The organism is Dyella halodurans (assembly GCF_026283925.1).
Taxonomy (GTDB): Bacteria; Pseudomonadota; Gammaproteobacteria; order Xanthomonadales; family Rhodanobacteraceae; genus Dyella; species Dyella halodurans.
Genome location: NZ_JAPDPF010000003.1, coordinates 386,586 through 404,481, shown reverse-complemented (window position 1 = coordinate 404,481; position 17,896 = coordinate 386,586). Strand labels below are relative to the sequence as shown.

Annotated in this window: 13 protein-coding genes; 10 read left to right on the top strand and 3 right to left on the bottom strand. The window is 65.8% G+C overall.

Annotated elements, in window-relative coordinates; all coding sequences use genetic code 11:
• Window positions 1-111: 111 nt before the first annotated feature.
• The 10 genes from ftsE to OUZ49_RS08510 all read left to right on the top strand — a co-directional run bounded on the left by ftsE (window position 112) and on the right by OUZ49_RS08510 (window position 13,162).
• Window positions 112-789 (top strand): cell division ATP-binding protein FtsE, encoded by a 678-nt coding sequence (gene ftsE, locus OUZ49_RS08555; RefSeq protein ID WP_266149920.1) that lies wholly within the window; start codon window positions 112-114, stop codon window positions 787-789.
• A complete protein-coding gene (gene ftsX, locus OUZ49_RS08550) occupies window positions 786-1,778 on the top strand; it encodes a permease-like cell division protein FtsX (protein WP_380003472.1) in 993 nt (330 codons plus the stop codon). Before ftsE ends, ftsX begins: the two co-directional genes overlap by 4 nt.
• Window positions 1,779-1,926: 148 nt before the next feature.
• Window positions 1,927-2,769 (top strand): response regulator, encoded by an 843-nt coding sequence (locus tag OUZ49_RS08545; protein ID WP_266149919.1) that lies wholly within the window; start codon window positions 1,927-1,929, stop codon window positions 2,767-2,769.
• Window positions 2,766-3,467: a uracil-DNA glycosylase gene (gene ung, locus OUZ49_RS08540; RefSeq protein WP_266149918.1), complete on the top strand. Its 702-nt coding sequence runs from the start codon at window positions 2,766-2,768 to the stop codon at window positions 3,465-3,467. Before OUZ49_RS08545 ends, ung begins: the two co-directional genes overlap by 4 nt.
• Before the next feature lie 181 nt (window positions 3,468-3,648).
• On the top strand, window positions 3,649-4,506 hold the full coding sequence (gene rpoH, locus OUZ49_RS08535; RefSeq protein WP_266149917.1) for an RNA polymerase sigma factor RpoH: 858 nt from the start codon (window positions 3,649-3,651) through the stop codon (window positions 4,504-4,506).
• A gap of 106 nt (window positions 4,507-4,612) precedes the next feature.
• Window positions 4,613-5,311 (top strand): response regulator transcription factor, encoded by a 699-nt coding sequence (locus OUZ49_RS08530; protein WP_266149916.1) that lies wholly within the window; start codon window positions 4,613-4,615, stop codon window positions 5,309-5,311.
• Window positions 5,308-6,738, top strand: a complete 1,431-nt coding sequence (locus OUZ49_RS08525; RefSeq protein WP_266149915.1) for a sensor histidine kinase — start codon at window positions 5,308-5,310, stop codon at window positions 6,736-6,738. The genes OUZ49_RS08530 and OUZ49_RS08525 overlap by 4 nt, the downstream gene beginning before the upstream one ends.
• A gap of 572 nt (window positions 6,739-7,310) precedes the next feature.
• Window positions 7,311-10,514, top strand: coding sequence for an efflux RND transporter permease subunit (locus OUZ49_RS08520; RefSeq protein ID WP_266149914.1), 3,204 nt, complete (start codon window positions 7,311-7,313; stop codon window positions 10,512-10,514).
• Complete coding sequence (locus OUZ49_RS08515) at window positions 10,507-11,709, top strand: efflux RND transporter periplasmic adaptor subunit (protein ID WP_266149913.1); 1,203 nt, start codon at window positions 10,507-10,509, stop codon at window positions 11,707-11,709. Before OUZ49_RS08520 ends, OUZ49_RS08515 begins: the two co-directional genes overlap by 8 nt.
• The gene (locus OUZ49_RS08510; protein ID WP_266149912.1) at window positions 11,696-13,162 is read left to right on the top strand and encodes an efflux transporter outer membrane subunit; all 1,467 of its coding nucleotides are present in this window, start codon (window positions 11,696-11,698) and stop codon (window positions 13,160-13,162) included. Before OUZ49_RS08515 ends, OUZ49_RS08510 begins: the two co-directional genes overlap by 14 nt.
• Window positions 13,163-13,214: 52 nt before the next feature.
• Here the strand turns inward: OUZ49_RS08510 and tal are convergent, their stop codons facing one another.
• The 3 genes from tal to OUZ49_RS08495 form a co-directional block, all read right to left on the bottom strand.
• A complete protein-coding gene (gene tal / locus OUZ49_RS08505) occupies window positions 13,215-14,171 on the bottom strand; it encodes a transaldolase (RefSeq protein ID WP_266149911.1) in 957 nt (318 codons plus the stop codon).
• A 37-nt stretch (window positions 14,172-14,208) separates the two neighbouring features.
• Window positions 14,209-15,519, bottom strand: coding sequence for an NAD(P)/FAD-dependent oxidoreductase (locus tag OUZ49_RS08500; protein WP_266149909.1), 1,311 nt, complete (start codon window positions 15,517-15,519; stop codon window positions 14,209-14,211).
• A gap of 61 nt (window positions 15,520-15,580) precedes the next feature.
• Window positions 15,581-17,749: a primosomal protein N' gene (locus OUZ49_RS08495; RefSeq protein ID WP_266149908.1), complete on the bottom strand. Its 2,169-nt coding sequence runs from the start codon at window positions 17,747-17,749 to the stop codon at window positions 15,581-15,583.
• Between the last annotated feature and the right edge of the window lie 147 nt (window positions 17,750-17,896).

Genomic DNA, 17,896 nt, shown 5'->3' with positions numbered 1-17,896 from the left:
GCCAAGCTGTCGCGGGCATAACCCGCGGCAGCGGATCGACAGAAAGCGCCTGACCTTCGCGCGTGCATCCCTTATCCTTCCTGCAAGGGCTCTTAGGATCGGGGACACGCGGTGATCCGCTTTGATCAAGTCAGCAAACGCTACGAAGGCGGCCACGAGGCCCTGTCGCAGCTTTCCTTTGAGGTGGCGTCAGGCGAGATGGCCTTCGTCACCGGCCATTCCGGCGCTGGCAAGAGCACCTTGCTCAAGCTGCTGGGTCTGATCGAACGTCCCTCGCATGGCGTGATCACGCTGGAAGGGCAGCACCTGGGCAAGATCGGCCGTAGCGGCATACCCAAGCTGCGTCGCCGTATCGGCATGGTGTTCCAGGACCACCGCCTGTTGATGGATCGCACCGTGTTCGCGAATGTCGAGCTGCCGTTGATGATTGGCGGCATGGCGCCGCCCGAGCGCAGCAAGCGCGTGCGTGCCGCGCTGGAAAAAGTGGGCCTGCTGGCCTACGAACGCCAGTTGCCCGCGACCCTGTCTGCTGGCGAACAGCAGCGCGTAGGCATTGCGCGCGCCATCGTGGCCAAGCCCATGCTGCTGATCGCCGACGAGCCCACCGGAAATCTCGACCCCACGCTGGCAGTGGAGATCATGGGCCTGTTTGCCGAGTTCCAGCAGGTGGGCACCACGGTGCTGGTGGCCAGTCATGACCTGCCCTTGATCAAGCGCATGCGCAAGCGCGTGGTAGTGCTCGATCATGGTCGTCTGGTGGCCGACGTGGCCGCGCAGGAGGTGCTGTGAGTACGCAGCCCGAGCTTCCCCTCAACGAAAGCCCGTTGCTGGCCGAGACCCCATCGCGTGGCGGGCGCACACGCGCGCGCCCGGTGGCGAGCTGGCGTGAACACCATGGCTGGAGCGCGTCCGCCAGTCTGCGCCGCCTGATGTCGCGTCCGGTCGGCACCTTGCTCACGGTGGCGGTGATGGCCATCGCGTTGGCCTTGCCGCTGACCTTCTATCTGCTGCTGGGCAATGTGCAGAAGATGGGCGAGGCCCTGGGCCAGAACCAGACGGTCAGCATGTTCCTGCAGCCAAGCCAGGGCGGTTCCGCGGCACAGCTGGTGGCGAAGAAACTGCGTGACCGTCCCGACGTGGCGGCCGTCACCGTGAAGACGCCGCAGCAGGGCATGGACGAGCTGGCCAAGATGCAGGGCTTCTCCGGCGCGCTGCATACGCTGGAAGACAACCCGTTGCCGTTCGTGCTCGAGGTGCTACCTGCGCAAGGTGTCAGCGCCGATGGCGTCGAGCGCCTGGTCACCGATATGCGCGGCATGTCGGGCGTGGACCAAGTGCAGGACAGCGGCACCTGGCGGCAACGCCTGGAGGCCTTGCTGGGTGTAGGCCAGCGTGCGGTGCTGATTCTCGCCGTGCTGCTGGCACTCGCGGTGCTGCTGGTGGTTGGCAACACCATCCGCGTGGATATCGCCAGCCGTAGCGAAGAGATCGGCGTGCTGATGCTGGTCGGGGCGAGTCGCGCCTTCGTGCGTCGACCCTATCTCTACGCCGGCATCTGGTATGGCCTGTTCAGCGGCGTGCTGGCGGCGGGTTTCGCGGTGCTGGTGGAGCTGTCGCTGGCCGATCCGGTCGCCCGGCTGGGCCATGCCTATGCCGGCAAGCTGCAGATCGACGTGCTGCCGCCATGGCTGCTGGCCTCGGTGCCAGTGGCTGCCGCCGTGCTGGGCTGGCTGGGCGCACGCCTGGTGAGTGCATGGCAGCTGCGCAAGGCCGCCTGAACCGTGCGCGGGCTCACGGCCGCGCCGGAGAGGTAATGCGAGGGTGGCGTAGCCGGTGCATGCTGCCGGCCATCGAACTGACCGTGCAGGGTGGACGCATGGGGATTTCGCCAGCAGGGAATGCCGGCCAAGACGTGGATGACAGGGGATGAGTGCGAGTTTCAGCAGTCGCGTGATGGGGGCGGCGCCCAGGGTGCTGGTCGTCGACGGCTCCAAGGTGGTGCGCCAGTTGATTGCCCGCGTGCTCAAGGCCGAATTGCCCGAAGCCGAGGTGATCGGCTGCGGCACGGGCGCGGAAGCGCACGAGCTGCTAGACGGTGGCGCCTTCGATTTCATCACCATCGCGCTGCGCCTGCCCGATATGGATGGCCTGGAGCTGGCGCGTCACGTGCGCGAATCGGCGGCCCAGGTCTATGTGCCCATCGTGGTGGTCTCGGGCGACGTCGATGACCGCCTGCATCGCCGCACCCTGGGCGAACATGTCACCGACTATTTCGACAAGTCGCTGGGTTTCCAGGCGCTGGCCGAATTCATTCGCGGCTATGTGCGCCCGCAGGACCAGGCCGAAGGCGACGTGTTGTACGTCGAGGACAGCCGCGTGGTGGCCCTGGCCACCCGCCGCATCCTGGAAAAGCACGGCCTCACCGTGCATCACGTGGTCAGTGTGGAGGACGCGCTGGCGCTGCTGGATACCGCCAAGGCACGCGGCGCCGTGGGCGCCGACATCGTGCTCACCGACGTCAGCCTCAAGGGCGAACTGACCGGCGGCGACCTGCTCGAGCGGATCCGTCGCGACTACGGCTACGGCAAGGGCCGCCTGCCGGTGCTGGTGATGACCGGTGACGAGAATCCGGTGAACCAGGCCGCCTTGCTCCGCGCCGGCGCGAACGACCTGGTCGAGAAGCCGATCGAGGAAAAGCTGCTGATGACCAAGCTGTTGTTCCAGCTGCGCGTGTCGCGGCACCTGCGCGAACACGACGAAGCGGCATGACCGAGGACAAGGTCAGGCTGGAGCCTTCCTGGAAGGCCCGCATCGGCGAATACCTGGCACGACCCGACATGCAGGCCCTCGGGGAATTCCTGCGCGCCGAGAAACAATCCGGCAAGGTGATCTACCCGCCGGGGCCGGAAATCTTCGCCGCCTTCGACCACACCCCGTTCGATGCGGTGCGGGTGGTGATCCTGGGCCAGGATCCGTACCACGGGCCGGGGCAGGCGCATGGCTTGTGCTTCTCGGTGCGCCCTGGCGTGCCGCCGCCGCCCTCGCTGCAGAACATCTTCAAGGAGATCCAGCGCGACCTGGATTTCCGGGCGCCGGACCATGGCTGCCTCACGCCCTGGGCCGACCGCGGCGTGCTGCTGCTCAATAGCGTGCTGACCGTCCAGCAGGCCGCGGCCGCTTCGCACCAGGGCAAGGGCTGGGAAGGCTTCACCGATGCGGCCATCGACGCCCTGAACCGGGAGCGGGAAGGGCTGGTGTTCATGCTCTGGGGCGCCTACGCCCAGCGCAAGGGGCAGCTGATCGACCCGTCGCGCCATTGTGTTCTGAAGTCGGTGCACCCATCTCCTTTGTCAGCACATCGCGGTTTTATCGGCTGTGGGCATTTCTCGGCGGCGAACCAGTACCTGGAAGCCCACGGGGTCGCACCCATCGACTGGTCCTTGCCGCCACGCGCTCAGCTGGGCTGAGCGGCCGTTCACGCCGTGTGAACCGCCTGGCCGGCACAGTGGGCCTCCCCCATTCGTCACACTGGACGAATGCCCCGTATTCCTGTACGATGCAGTTCATTAAAGGACTGGAACCTTTCCGGTCCTTTAGCACTCGTACAACCCGAGTGCTAAGCTGATCCCCTCACAGGAGGTTCCACACATGTCTCAAGCTTTGGTGACCGCCAACCTGCCGGTGCCGAGTGTCGTCGGCAGTCTGGATGCCTATATCTCGGCGGTCCATCGGATCCCGGTGCTGAGCCAGGACGAGGAGCAGGCGCTGTCGCGCCGCTTCAACGAAGACAATGATCTGGATTCCGCCCGCCAGCTGGTGATGTCGCACCTGCGCTTCGTGGTCCATGTGGCCCGTGGCTACAACGGTTACGGCCTGCAGCTGTCGGACCTGATCCAGGAAGGCAATATCGGCCTGATGAAGGCCGTGAAGCGCTTCGACCCCGACCAGGGCGTGCGCCTGGTGAGTTTCGCCGTGCATTGGATTCGCGCCGAAATGCACGAGTTCATCCTGCGCAACTGGCGCATCGTCAAGGTCGCCACCACCAAGGCGCAGCGCAAGCTGTTCTTCAACCTGCGCAAGAGCAAGAAGCGCCTGGGCTGGATGAACGCCGAGGAAGTGCGAACCGTGGCCAAGGACCTGGGTGTGCCGGAAGCGACCGTGCGCGAGATGGAATCGCGCCTGTCGGGCCGTGACATCGGTTTCGAAGCCCCGGCGGATGCCGACGAAGACGCCAAGCCGGCGCCGGAAGCGTTCCTGATCGACGAAGGCGCCGACCCGTACGAGAACGTGTCCGACGCCGACCAGGCCGACAACCAGCTCGACACGCTATCCACCGCGCTGCAGAAGCTGGATGCCCGCTCGCGCGACATCATCCAGCGCCGCTGGCTGGACGAAGACAAGGCCACCCTGCAGGATCTGGCTGATGAGTACGGCGTGTCGGCCGAACGCATCCGTCAGGTCGAAGCGAATGCGATGAAGAAGATGCGCGGGTTGTTCGCCGCCTGAGCACATCGATCGGCGTACCATGCCAGCGGCCCCGATGGGGCCGTTTGGCTATGCGGAGACATGGCTGCTTCCGTGCCTCTTAACCGGATGTTCGATCCCCCAAGCCATGCCCAGAGTCCTGGTAATCGAAGATGACGAGACCACGGCGCGAGAAATCGTCGCCGAGCTGACGGTGCACGGCATGCTGGCCGAGTGGGTGGCCAATGGCCGCGAAGGTTTCGAGCGCGCGTCGCAGCGTGACTACGACCTGATCACGCTTGACCGCATGTTGCCCGGCATGGACGGCATCGACGTGGTGGCCGAAATGCGCCGCGCGCAGATCGATACGCCGGTGCTGATGATCAGCGCGTTGAGCGACGTCGACGACCGCGTGCGTGGCCTGCGCGCCGGCGGTGACGACTACCTCACCAAGCCGTTCGCGCCGGACGAAATGGCCGCGCGCGCCGAAGTGCTGTTGCGGCGCCGTCAGCCGCAGCCCGCCCAGCGTTTGCGCGTGGCCGATCTCGAGCTCGACCTGGTGAGCCACCTCGCTTACCGCAACGGCCAGCCGCTGACGCTGTTGCCGACGGAATATCGGCTGCTCGAATTTCTCATGCGCAACTCGGATCAGGTGCTGACCCGGGCGATGATCTTCGAGACGGTGTGGGGGTTTCATTTCGATCCCGGCACCAATGTCATCGACGTGCATATCGGCCGACTGCGGCGCAAGATCGACAGTGCCGGGCAACTGGCGCTGATCCACACGGTCCGCGGCACCGGCTACATGCTCACGGCCGCACACGACAGCTTGCCGGTGACCTCATGAACGCACGTCCGAATGCCTGGCAGTCGGCCACCTCGCGCCTGATCCTAATCTACGGCGCCTTGTTCGCCGTGTGGGGATTCATCCTGGTGGGCGTCATCCAGTGGGAAACGACCCGTTACCTCAACGGCGTGATCGACCAGATGCTGTTGCAGCGCATGCACTACATCGCCTCGACCGATCCGGCGCGCATGCCGGCGACCGTGGATGCCGCCAGCGCCATCGATCCGCACGGCATCATGTCGGTGGGCCTGTTCGATCGCGAACATCGCCCGGTCGCCGGCAATATCGATCGCCTGCCGGTATCGCTGGCACAGGACGGCCAGGTGCACATGCTCGAGCATGGCCTGCCGCGCCCGGATCGCGATGCCGAGCGCGTACGCGCTCGCGGCCTGGCGAACAAGCTTCCCAACGGCGACATCCTGGTGATCGCCAAGGACACCAGCACCATCGACGGCCTCGGCGCGATCATTCGCCGCGCGCTGTTGTGGGGCATCTCGCTGACCATCATTCCCGGCCTGCTTGGCGGATTCCTGTTGCGGCGGGGTCCACGGAAGCGCATACGCGCGCTGCAGGAGGCGACCGATCCGATCCGCCAGGGCGACCTTTCCAAGCGCTTGCCGGTAAGTCGCCGTGGCGACGAGCTGGATCAGCTGGCCGCCATCGTCAACACCATGCTGGGTGAGATCGAACGCCTGATGAGCGAAGTGAAGGGCGTGTGCGACAACATCGCGCATGACCTGCGCACGCCGCTCACGCGCCTGCGCGCGCGTCTGTACCGCACGCAACAGCAATTGGAGGGTCGCCCCGAGGAGGCCTTGCTGGAGGCGAGCCTGGTGGACATCGATGCCGTGCTGACGCGTTTCCGCGCGTTGCTGCGCGTCTCTGAACTGGAAGACCGCAACCGCGCCGCCTGCTTCGACGAGGTGGATGTCGGCCAAGTGTTGCGTCAGGTGCACGAGTTCTATGCACCCGTGGCGGAAGATCGCGGCCAGCCGTTCGAATTGGACGTGCAGCCATTGGCGCCGATTCGCGCGGATGCCCACTTGCTGTTCGAAGCCTTGGCGAACCTCGTCGGCAACGCGATCAAGTTCACGCCGCCGGGCGGCAAGGTCAGCCTGCGCGCGAGCATGGACAAGCGTGGTCCGCGCGTGGACATCATCGACAGCGGTCCGGGCATTCCGGCCGACGAGCGCGATGCGGTGACCCGCCGCTTCTATCGCGGCGACAACAGCCGCACCACGGCAGGCTCGGGACTCGGCCTGAGCATCGTCAGCGCGATCGTGCGCCTGCACGGTTATGCACTGGATATCGGCCAGGCGACCACCGGCGCTCGTCTCACGCTGTATTGCTATCCCGTGGCACCGGGCGAGAAGCCCGGAACCTGTCTGACTCGCGCCGTGCCGGAAGTGACGCCTTTGACGGTGTGAGCACGCTCGTACTCCTTCTCCCCTCCGGGGAGAAGGCTGGGATGAGGGGCGGGTGCTCGCGATAGCGCGACAACTAAGCGCTATCGCAAGGGTGCCGCTTACGCAGCGGGCGTTTCGACTGCCTGCCGGCAGCCGAGTCACTTTTCTTTTGCTGGCCCAAAAGAAAAGTAACCCAAAGAAAATGGCCTGAAGAGCTCGTAGCATTACGTGGGATGCGAGCCTGACGGATGTGGCCAGCCGGATCGGTGGCGGCCCAAGGCCGCTACACAGCGGCTACACCGCAACGCGCCGGAGCGGAGAGGGCTTAAGGCCTTGGCTTGCCGTCTTGTCGCAATTGAGCTGGCGACATCGCTCAGTTGTCGCCCTACCGCAAGCACCCACCCCTCATCCCAACCTTCTCCCCGGCGGGGAGAAGGGGCCGTTACGTGCAGCTTGGCGACAAGGTCACCCAGAAAAGAAGAGAAGCCCGCGGGCAACATGAAATTATCTTCATCCGCGCGGGCCACCGTTTAGCTCATCCGCGTGCGAAAATTTGACGCATCGCATCATTTCGCGCACGGAAGTCCCCCCGTATGCTTGGCATCGTCCGGATCGCGCTTACGCGACCCTATACCTTTGTTGTTTTCGCGCTGCTCATCCTGATTTCAGGCGTCATGGCGGCAGGCCGTACGCCGACCGATATTTTTCCGAACATCAATATTCCGGTGATCGCGGTCGCGTGGCAGTTCACCGGCATGACGCCCGACCAGATGGCGGGACGCATCAATACGCCGTTCGAGCGCGTGCTGACCACCACGGTCAACGACATCGAGCACATCGAAGCGGAATCGATCAACGGCATCGGCATCACCAAGATCTTCTTCCAGCCCGGTGTGAACGTGGCCGTGGCCAACGCCCAGGTCACCGCGATTGCCCAGACGCTGCTGAAGCAGTTGCCGACGGGTGCGACGCCGCCGCTGATCGTCAACTACAACGCCTCGACCGTGCCGATCCTGCAGCTCGGCTTGTCGGGCAAGGGACTCAGCGAACAGCAGCTGGGCGACCTCGGCCTGAACCTGCTGCGTCCGCAGCTGGTGACCGTGCCTGGCGCGGCGATTCCGTATCCGTTCGGCGGCAAGACGCGCCAGGTGCAGCTGGATGTGGACCCCGCCGCGCTGCAGGCGCGCGGCCTGTCGACGCAGGACGTGGCCAATGCGCTGGCGGCGCAGCAGCAGATCAACCCGATCGGCACGCAGAAGATCGGCAAGTACGAATACGTGATGGATCTGAACAACGCGGCCGACCGCGTGCAGGAGCTGGAAGACCTGCCGATCAAGACCGCCAACGGCACCACCATCTATATCCGCGATGTGGCGCACGTGCGTGACGGCAATCCGCCGCAGACCAATATCGTGCACGTCGACGGCGTGCGTTCCACCTTGCTGTCGGTGCTGAAGAACGGCTCGACCTCGACCTTGGCGATCGTCGCCGGCGAACGCGCCAAGGTGGCGGGCATGAAAGACGCCTTGCCGGACAATCTGACGGTGACGCCGATCGGTGACCAGTCCTTGTTCGTGCGCGCGTCGATCAATGGCGTGATCCGTGAGGGCGTCATCGCCGCCGCCCTGACCAGCCTGATGATCCTGTTGTTCCTAGGCAGCTGGCGCTCGACCCTGATTATCGCCACCTCCATTCCGCTGGCCGTGCTCGGCTCCGTGTTCACCCTGTCGGCCTTGGGCGAGACGCTCAACATCATGACCCTCGGTGGCCTGGCGCTGGCCGTGGGCATCCTGGTGGACGAGGCCACGGTCACCATCGAGAACATCAACTGGCACCTGGAGCAGGGCAAGGACGTCGTCACCGCGATCGTCGACGGTTCGGCGCAGATCGTGGTGCCTGCCTTCGTCTCGCTGCTGTGCATCTGCATCGTGTTCGTGCCGATGTTCTTCCTGCCGGGCGTGTCGCGCTATCTGTTCGTGCCGATGGCGGAGGCGGTGATCTTCGCGATGATCTTCTCCTTCATCCTGTCGCGTACCTTGGTGCTGACCATGGCCAAGTACCTGTTGCAGGCGCATCCGCCGACCGCGGACGAGCACGGCCAGCACCTGCCGCTGCCGCCGCCGAAGACGGCGCTGGGCCGCTTCCAGCGCGGCTTCGTCGACCGCTTCGAGCGCTTCCGCGCCGGCTACATGGGCCTCCTGAACCTCGCGCTGCAGCACCGCAAGGTGTTCGTGCTGGGCTTCCTGGGCTTTGTCGTGTCGTCGTTCGTGCTGCTGCCGGGCCTGGGCAGCAACTTCTTCCCCGACGTCGATGGCGGCCAGATCATCGTGCATGCACGCGCGCCGGTCGGTTCGCGCGTAGAAGTGACGGCAGCCCAGTTTGCCGACATGGAAAAGGCGATCCGCCAGATCATCCCGCCGGACGAGGTGGAGACGATGATCGACAACATCGGCCAGTACAGCAGCTCGATCAACACCATTTACAACAACACCGGCGAGATCGGCGAGCAGGATGGCGACATTCAGATCTCGCTGAAGGAAGGTCACCGCCCTAGCGCCGAGTACGTGAAGATCCTGCGCGAGAAGCTGCCGCAGATGTTCCCGGGCACGGTGTTCTCGTTCCCGCCGGCGGACATCGTCAGCCAAATCCTGAACTTCGGTTCGCCGGCGCCGATCGACCTGCAGATTCGCGGTTTTCATTTGTCCGCCAACTTCGTCTATGCGAATGAGTTGTTGAACAAGATTCGCCAGATTCCCGGCGTGGCCGATGCTCGCATCCAGCAGTCGCAGGCGGAGCCCGCGTTCAAGATCAATGTGGATCGCACGCGTGCGCAACTGCTTGGGTTGACCGAGGGCGATGTCACCAGCAGCCTGGTCGCCGATCTCTCGGGTACGGCCCAGGTCGCGCCCACCTATTGGCTGAATCCCGAGAACGGCGTGACCTATCCGATTTCGGCGCAGGTGCCGCAATACCAGCTCGATTCGCTGGCCTCGCTGGGCAACCTGCCGATCACCTCGAAGAACGGTGGCAGTTCGCAGGTGCTTGGCGCGCTGGCCGATTTCTCGCGCTCGCACAGCGACACCGTCGTGAGCCAGTACAACATCCAGTCGATGGTGGAGATCTTCGCCACTACGCAGGGGCGTGACCTCGGCGCGGTGTCGGCCGACATCCAGAAGGTGCTCAATGACACCGAGAAATCCAAGCCCAAGGGCGCGACCGTCGCGCTGCTGGGCCAGGTACAGACGATGCACGATGCCTATTCGGGTCTGCTGTTCGGCCTGATGGGTTCGATCGTGCTGGTGTACCTATTGATCGTGGTGAACTTCCAGTCATGGTCCGACCCGTTCGTGATCATCACCGCCTTGCCTGCGGCCTTGGCCGGCATCGTGTGGATCCTGTTCATCACCCACACCAGCTTGTCGGTGCCTGCACTGACGGGCGCGATCATGTGCATGGGTGTGGCCACCGCCAACTCGGTGCTGGTGGTGAGCTTCTGCCGGGAGCGCCTGGCCGAGCACGGCGATGCCACCCTGGCGGCACGCGAGGCAGGTTTCGTGCGCTTCCGTCCCGTGTTGATGACCGCGCTGGCCATGATCATCGGCATGGTGCCGATGGCACTGGGCCTGGGCGACGGCGGCGAGCAGAACGCGCCGTTGGGCCGGGCCGTGATCGGCGGCCTGCTGTTCGCCACTACTGCCACGCTGATCTTCGTTCCCGTGGTCTTTTCCATCGTGCACGCGCGGCGTGGCCGCGCGCCTGATTCGGCCGTCATTGCCGGAGAGCCTGTCCATGTCTGAGCATCTCACTTCGCTTCCCGAGTCGACGCCGTCGCCGCGCCGACTGCGCTTGGCCGCCGCGATCGGCGCCGTGGTCTTCGGCTCGATTGTGGTGATCGGTGTCGCCACGCGTCTGACCGAGGCACGCAGTCTGCGCCAGTGGACCGACGCGCAGGCGATTCCCACCGTCGTCATCTCGACGCCCGAGCCCAGCAATGGCAAGGCACCGCTTGAGCTGCCCGCGCAGATGGACGCGTTTACCAATGCGCCGATCTACGCGCGCACCAGCGGTTACCTGAAGTCCTGGAACAAGGACATTGGCGCGCAGGTCAAGGCCGGCGATCTGTTGGGCGTGATCGATACGCCGGATCTCGACCAGCAGCTGCTGCAGGCGCAGGCCGACCTGGCCAGTGCGCGCGCCAACGCGGCGCTGGCCGCCACCACGGCCAAGCGCTGGCAGGAGCTGCGCGCCACCGATTCCGATTCGGTGTCCCAGCAGTCGGTGGATCAATACAACGGCGACTACGCGGCCAAGCAGGCGCAGGTGAACTCGGCGCAGGCCAATGTCGATCGCCTGAAGGCACTGAAGTCCTACGCGCGCATCCTGGCTCCGTTCGATGGCCGCGTCACCGCACGCAACACCGACGTGGGTGCCTTGATCACGGCGGACAGCAGCGGCAGTGGCACACCGCTGTTCGCGATATCCGACACCAGCAAGCTGCGCGTCTATGTGCGCGTGCCGCAGGTCTATGCACCGGGCATTCATAGCGGCGACGAGGCCACGCTGACCGTGCCCGAGTATCCCGGCAAGACCTTCACCGCCAAGGTCGAGGCGGATGCGCGCGCGATCGCGCCCACCTCGGGCACGACCCTGGTGCAGTTGCTGGTCGACAACCCCGATGGCCGCCTGCTGCCGAGCAGCTATGCCAGCGTGCGTTTCAACGTGACGTCGGACGCGCAAGGCGTGCGCGTTCCCGCCGAAGCGCTGATCTTCGACGACAAGGGACTGCACGTGGCGACGCTGGACGCCAACGACCACGTGCAATTCAAGACGGTGACGATCCGCCGCGATTTCGGCAAAACGGTGGAACTGGGTTCGGGCCTGGGGCCCGATGACCGCGTGATCGACAACCCGCCCGATGGCCTGGCCGTCGGTGATCCGGTCCGCATCGCCAAGAACACGCAGCCGGCGGCGAAGCCCCATGAAAAAGCCTAAGAGTCTTGCCGCCACCTTGGCGGCTACCTTGGCGCTGGGTGCCTGCTCGATGGCACCTACCTACCAGGTGCCGGACGCACCGGTGGCGCCACAGTTCCAACCCAGCGGCCCGTGGACCACGGCCGCGCCGGCTGATCAATTACCGCGCGAAGGCTGGTGGAAATTGTATGGCGATGCGCGCCTGGATGATCTGGAAGATCAGCTGCTCGCACACAACGCCGATCTTGCTGCGGCCTTTGCCAGCTACGAGCAATCACGCGATTTCCTCGCCCAGGTGCGCGCCGACCTGTTCCCTCAGGTATCGCTGGGCGCGAGCGCGATCCGCAACCGCCAGTCCGACAATGCCGCGCTGCGTGGCGCGACCTCGCCCGCTTGGTACAACACGTATTCGCTGACTGCGCAGGCCAGCTACGAAGTCGACCTGTGGGGCCGCGTGCACGACAACGTGGCATCCGGTCGTTCCTCGATGCAGGCATCCGCGGCCGATTTCGCCTCGGTACGTCTGAGCCTCGAAGCGGAGCTGGCCGATACCTACCTGGCGCTGGTGGGTGAGGATCGCCAGATCGATCTGCTGCAGAAGACGGTGGACGCCTATCAGCGCGCGTTGCAGCTCACCAAGACCTTGCAGGCCGGCGGTGCCGTATCCGGGCTGGATGTGAATCGCGCGCAGACGCAGTTGTCATCCACGCGCTCGCAGCTTTCGCAGACGCAGGCACAGCGCGCCTTGCTGCAGCATGCGATCGCCGTGCTGGTCGGGCAGTCCGCCTCGACCTTCACGCTGGATGCAAAGACCGATCTGCCCAACCTGCCGGTGATTCCGATCGGCCTGCCGTCGACGCTGCTGCAACGGCGTCCGGATATCGCCGCCGCAGAGCGTCGCACCGCGGCAGCGAACGCGCAGATCGGCGTCGCGCGTTCGGCCTTTTTTCCATCCCTCAACCTGAGCGCGGGTGGCGGTTTTGGCAGCGGCTCGTGGGGCAACCTGCTGACCGCGCCCAGCGCGATCTGGGCTCTGGGCCCGAGCTTGCTGATGGATGTGTTCGACGGTGGTCGCCGCAAAGCCCAGGTGGCCGCCGCGCATCACGCCACCGACGAGGCTGGTGCGCGTTACCGCGGCGTGGTGCTGACCGCGTTCCAGCAGGTGGAAGACAACCAGTCGATCCTGACGGATCTGGGTACCGCCATGGTCGATCAGCAAGACGCCACCAAGGCAGCCGATCACACGCTCAACCTGTCGATGGCGCTCTACAAGCAGGGTGCGAACAGTTACCTGGATGTGGTGACGGCGCAGGTCGCCGCGCTGGATGCACATCAGGGCCTGCTCAGCCTGCAGACGAACCAGCTGCGTGCAAGCGTGGGCCTGGTACGTGCGCTGGGTGGCGGCTGGTCCAGCGACGAACTGGCGCCGGACCATCTCGCGCAGGAACAAAAGTTGACGAGCTCGACGAAGTGATCGCGGCGGAAACGGGCGGCTGGTGCCGCCCGTTTCGGGCCGAGCCGGGTGCTTAGCCGAGTTTGCCGTTCAGCAGCGTTTCCAGCTTGCGCTGGTCGGCAGCGAACTTGCGGATGCCATCGGCAAGCTTGTCGGTGGCCATCGCGTCCTCGTTGTGGCCCCAGCGGAAGGCTGCCTCGCTGATTGGCGCGGGCTTGGCCTTGCGCACGCCGTCGTCGCTCAAGGCGTGGGCCAGCGGCGACTGGTCCTGATCCAGCTTTTCAAGCAGGTCGGGGCTGATGGTGAGTCGATCGCAGCCCGCCAGTGCCTGGATCTGGCCGATATTGCGGAAGCTCGCGCCCATCACCACGGTGTTGAAGCCGTGCTCCTTGTACCAGGCATAGATGCGGCGCACCGATTGCACGCCAGGATCTTCCTCGGGTGCAAAGCTCTTGGTGGACGTGTTCGCCACGTACCAATCCATGATGCGGCCCACGAACGGCGAGATCAGGAACACACCCGCCTCGGCGCAGGCCACGGCTTGCTCGAACGAGAACAGCAAGGTGAGGTTGCACTGGATGCCGTCCTTTTCCAGCTGTTCGGCAGCGCGGATGCCTTCCCACGTCGACGCCATCTTGATCAGGATGCGCTCGCGCGGCACGCCGGCATGCTCATAGAGCTCGATCAGACGCTCGGCCTTGGCGATGGTGGCGTGCGTGTCGAAGGACAGGCGCGCATCCACCTCGGTGGAGACGCGGCCCGGCACCAGTTCGACGATCTTGCGGCCGATGGCCACGGCGAGATGATCGCCCGCGTCCACCAGCTGCTGCTCGCGCGAATGGCTCCTGGATTTTGCCCATTGCACGGCTTCTTCAATCAGCGGCGCGTAGGCAGGAATCTCGGCGGCCTTGAGCAGCAGCGAGGGGTTGGTGGTGGCATCCACCGGCCGATAGCGGGCGATGGCTTCGATGTCACCGGTGTCGGCGACCACGGTGGTGTACTGGCGCAATTGTTCTAGTTGGGAGGACACGGCGATTTCCGTCTGGGTGAAGCGTTGATTCTCCACGCTACTCGTCATCAGGCAAGGGCTGGGAGGCACGGGATGGCGCATCGGACCCGGTGACGATGCGGGCATGGCGCTGGTAGGTCCAGTACGACCAGGCCCAGTCCAGCAGGACTACCAGCCGGTTGCGAAAGCCGATCAGGAAGGTGACGTGGGCCAGCAGCCATACCCACCAGGCCAGCAGGCCGGAGAGTTTTATACGTCCAAACTGCGCCACGGCGGCCATGCGCCCGATCGTCGCCAGCACGCCATCGTCGCGGTAGCGGAATGGGCGCATGAGTGGGGTGCCCTGCCAACGTGCGCGCAGGACCTCGGCGACGTAGCGACCCATCTGCTTGGCGGCAGGCGCCACGCCGGGCACCGGCTGGCCATTCTCTTGAGTGACACTGGCAAGATCGCCGATCACAAACAATTCCGGATGTCCGGGCAGGCTGAGATCCGGCTGCACCAGCACGCGTCCTGCGCGGTCCACCGGCGCGCCCAGCAGGCGGCCCAGCGGCGAAGCGGCGACGCCGGCCGCCCACAGCACGGTGCGTGCGGTATACGGCGTGGCAGCGAGCATGACGCCGCTGCCGTCGATGGCGGTCACGGCGGTGTCGAGCCGTATCTCGACGCCGAGCCTGCGCAGTTGCAGCCGCGCCTTTTCGGAGAGGTCCGGGGCGAAGGCAGGCAATAGCCGCGGGCCTGCCTCCACCAGCAAGACATTGGCCTGGCGTGGATCGGCCCGACGGAATTCGCGCGGCAAGGTATGGCGGGCGAGTTCGGCAAGCGTGCCGGCGAGTTCGACGCCGGTGGCGCCGCCGCCGACCACGACAAAGTTCAGCCACGCCTGGCGGCGTGCCGGGTCGTCCTCGCGCTCGGCCCGCTCGAAGGCCAGCAGCACGCGCCGACGGATGGTGAAGGCATCGTCCAGCGTCTTCAGCCCGGGCGCATGGGCTTCCCAATCGTCATGCCCGAAGTACGCATGCGTCGCACCGGTGGCGACGATGAGCGCGTCATAGGCCATGTCGCCGCTACGCAAGCGGACGCGGCGTTGCGCAAGATCGACATCGATGGCTTCGTCCATCAAGACGGTGACCTGGGTCTGCCTGCGCAGGATCTGTCGCAGTGGCGCCGCGATCGATGGCGCCGACAAGCCGGCGGTGGCGACCTGGTAGAGCAGGGGTTGGAACAGGTGGTGATTGCGCCGGTCGATCAAGCTGACGCGAGCCGCGGTGCCGGCAAGCCCGCGGGCTGCGGCCAGCCCGCCGAAGCCGCCGCCGAGAATCACGACGTGGGGTGTGGACGAGGAAGAACCTTGGTTGCGGTCGTCCATGCTATGCCTCGCTGCGAGAGTCCATGGTGCATAGGTACGGTGTGCTGTTGTGCGTCCTTGCTCAGTAGAGATCGATGGGGTCGACGTCGAGCGACCAGCGCACGCGGCGCGCGGAAGGCAGGCGCCATAGCGCCTGGTGCCAGGGTCTAAGCACGGCGTGCAAGGCACTGCGGCTGGTGGCTTCGATCAACAGCTGCCCCCGGTGGCGGCCTGCTCGCAAGGGCATGGGCGCTGGCATCGGGCCGGCAATCTGCAGCGGCGCGCCCGCCAGCGCGGCGTTGGCGTCGGCGAGAAACGCATCCACGTGTTCGCGCTGATGGGCATCCGCGCGCAGCAAGACCTGATGGCCGTAAGGTGGCAGCTCGATGCTGCGACGCTCGTCCAGCAAGCTGCTGGCGGCAGCGGCATAGCCCTGGGCAAGCAGCTGGCGTAATAGCGGGTGATCCGGATGATGGGTCTGCAGCAGCACGCGCCCCGGTTTGCTGGCACGGCCGGCGCGGCCGGCGACTTGCACCACCAGTTGGGCGAGTCGTTCGCTGGCGCGGAAATCCACGCTGTGCAGTCCTTCATCCACGCCGACGATCGCAACCAGGGTGAGGTTGGGCAGGTCGTGGCCCTTGGCCAGCATCTGCGTGCCCACGAGGATCGCGGGACGCTCCTCATGCAACCCTTCCAGCAATTGCTCGAAGGCATCGCGCCGGCGCGTGGTCTCGCGGTCGATACGCAGCACCGGCACGTCGGTAAAACGTGCGGCGAGCGCTTCTTCCAGTCGTTCGGTGCCCTGGCCCTGGGGCTTGAGCTGGGGTGCCTGGCAGCTCGGGCATTGCTCCGGTACGCGCGAGCTGTAGTCGCAGTGGTGACAGATCAGCTGGCGACGGCCCGCGTGCAGGGTCAGCGGGTGTTCGCAGCGCGGGCATTCGGCATGCCAGCCGCAGGCGTGGCAAAGCAGGACCGGCGCATAGCCACGACGGTTGCGAAACACCAGCGCCTGTTCGCCACGCGCCACCGTGTCGGCCACCGCGGCGAGCAGGGCCGGCGAGAGACCGTGTTCCAGCCGTTGCGCGCGCATGTCCACGATCTGCACCTGCGGCGGCCGGACCGCGCCTGGGCGCGCCCGCAGATGCAACGACTGGTAGCGACCGGCTTTGACATTGGCCAGGGATTCCAGCGATGGCGTCGCCGAGCCCAGCACCACCGGCACGTTGAGCGCGCGCGCGCGCAGCAAGGCGAGATCGCGGGCGTGATAGCGGAATCCCTCCTGCTGCTTATAGGCGCTGTCGTGTTCCTCATCCACCACGATCAGGCCGGCATGCGGGAGCGGCGTGAACACGGCCGAGCGCGTGCCCAGGATGAGCTTGGCCTCACCCGTGCGGGCGCGCAGCCAGGCGCGCGCGCGATCGCCTTCGGCCAGGTTGGAATGCAGCACCTGTACCGACACGCCGAGCCGTTCGCGCAGGCGACGCACGGTCTGTGGCGCGAGGCCGATCTCCGGCACCAGCAACAGTGCCTGCTTGCCCTGCGCGATGACCTGTTCCATCAGCGCGAGATACACCTCGGTCTTGCCGCTGCCGGTGACGCCATCGAGCAGGAACGGTTGAAACCGGCCCAGCGCTGCGCCGATTGTGCTCACGGCCTGCTGCTGCTCGGCGCTCAAGGCCGGCGCCACCGTGGAAGGTGTATGGGTGGCGAGCCGGGCATCGACCCGCGCGATCAGGCCGGCCTCGGCCAGGCGCCGCGCGGCGTCACGCCAACCGGGCAGTGCCTCGTGCAGCACATCGGCGCTCAGCGGCCCGGCGGCCAGGGTTTCCAGCAAGGCCCGGCTGCGGCCGCGACGGCTGCTGGCATCGAGCGCACTGCGGCCGGCCTGGGTAAGCTCCCACATTTCCTCGCGGGTGTCGGGCAGGGCACGATCCTCGCGCAGGGCCAGTGGCAAGGCATTGGCGTATGCCTCGCCCGGGGCACCAAGCCAGTACTCGGCGGCCCAGGCGAGGGTGGCCATCAACTCGGCGTCGAGCAGGGCGGCATCGTCCAGCACGCGCAGCGCCCGCTTGAGCCGCGCCTGGCCGACGCTCGTCTCCACCTCCGTCGCCACCACCACGCCTACCGCCGTGCTCTTGCCGAACGGCACCAGCACGCGGCTGCCCACACTCGCCTGGCCCGCTTCAGGGGGCAGGTAGTCGAACAGGGTCGGCAACGGAACTGGGAGGGCGACGCGAAGGACGGCGGGCATGAACACCTCGTGGCAGCTCAGTGTAACCGGCCTGTCGAGGCGCGGGATGATGCGACCAGGCACCACGTGCGGCGGCGAATGGTCCGCTGTCCGGAGCTTGCGTCGGGTTGCTGCCCTGTCATCTAGGAGTCGAGGCTAAGTGACTCT

What these genes read in the sequence shown, in the direction of transcription:
- OUZ49_RS08520 (WP_266149914.1), top strand. Translation starts at nt 7,311, where the DNA reads ATGCTTGGCATCGTCCGGATCGCGCTTACGCGACCCTATACCTTTGTT.
- OUZ49_RS08525 (WP_266149915.1), top strand. Translation starts at nt 5,308, where the DNA reads ATGAACGCACGTCCGAATGCCTGGCAGTCGGCCACCTCGCGCCTGATC.
- OUZ49_RS08495 (WP_266149908.1), bottom strand. Translation starts at nt 17,749, where the DNA reads ATGCCCGCCGTCCTTCGCGTCGCCCTCCCAGTTCCGTTGCCGACCCTG.
- rpoH (WP_266149917.1), top strand. Translation starts at nt 3,649, where the DNA reads ATGTCTCAAGCTTTGGTGACCGCCAACCTGCCGGTGCCGAGTGTCGTC.
- OUZ49_RS08530 (WP_266149916.1), top strand. Translation starts at nt 4,613, where the DNA reads ATGCCCAGAGTCCTGGTAATCGAAGATGACGAGACCACGGCGCGAGAA.
- ung (WP_266149918.1), top strand. Translation starts at nt 2,766, where the DNA reads ATGACCGAGGACAAGGTCAGGCTGGAGCCTTCCTGGAAGGCCCGCATC.
- OUZ49_RS08510 (WP_266149912.1), top strand. Translation starts at nt 11,696, where the DNA reads ATGAAAAAGCCTAAGAGTCTTGCCGCCACCTTGGCGGCTACCTTGGCG.
- OUZ49_RS08515 (WP_266149913.1), top strand. Translation starts at nt 10,507, where the DNA reads ATGTCTGAGCATCTCACTTCGCTTCCCGAGTCGACGCCGTCGCCGCGC.
- OUZ49_RS08545 (WP_266149919.1), top strand. Translation starts at nt 1,927, where the DNA reads ATGAGTGCGAGTTTCAGCAGTCGCGTGATGGGGGCGGCGCCCAGGGTG.
- OUZ49_RS08500 (WP_266149909.1), bottom strand. Translation starts at nt 15,519, where the DNA reads ATGGACGACCGCAACCAAGGTTCTTCCTCGTCCACACCCCACGTCGTG.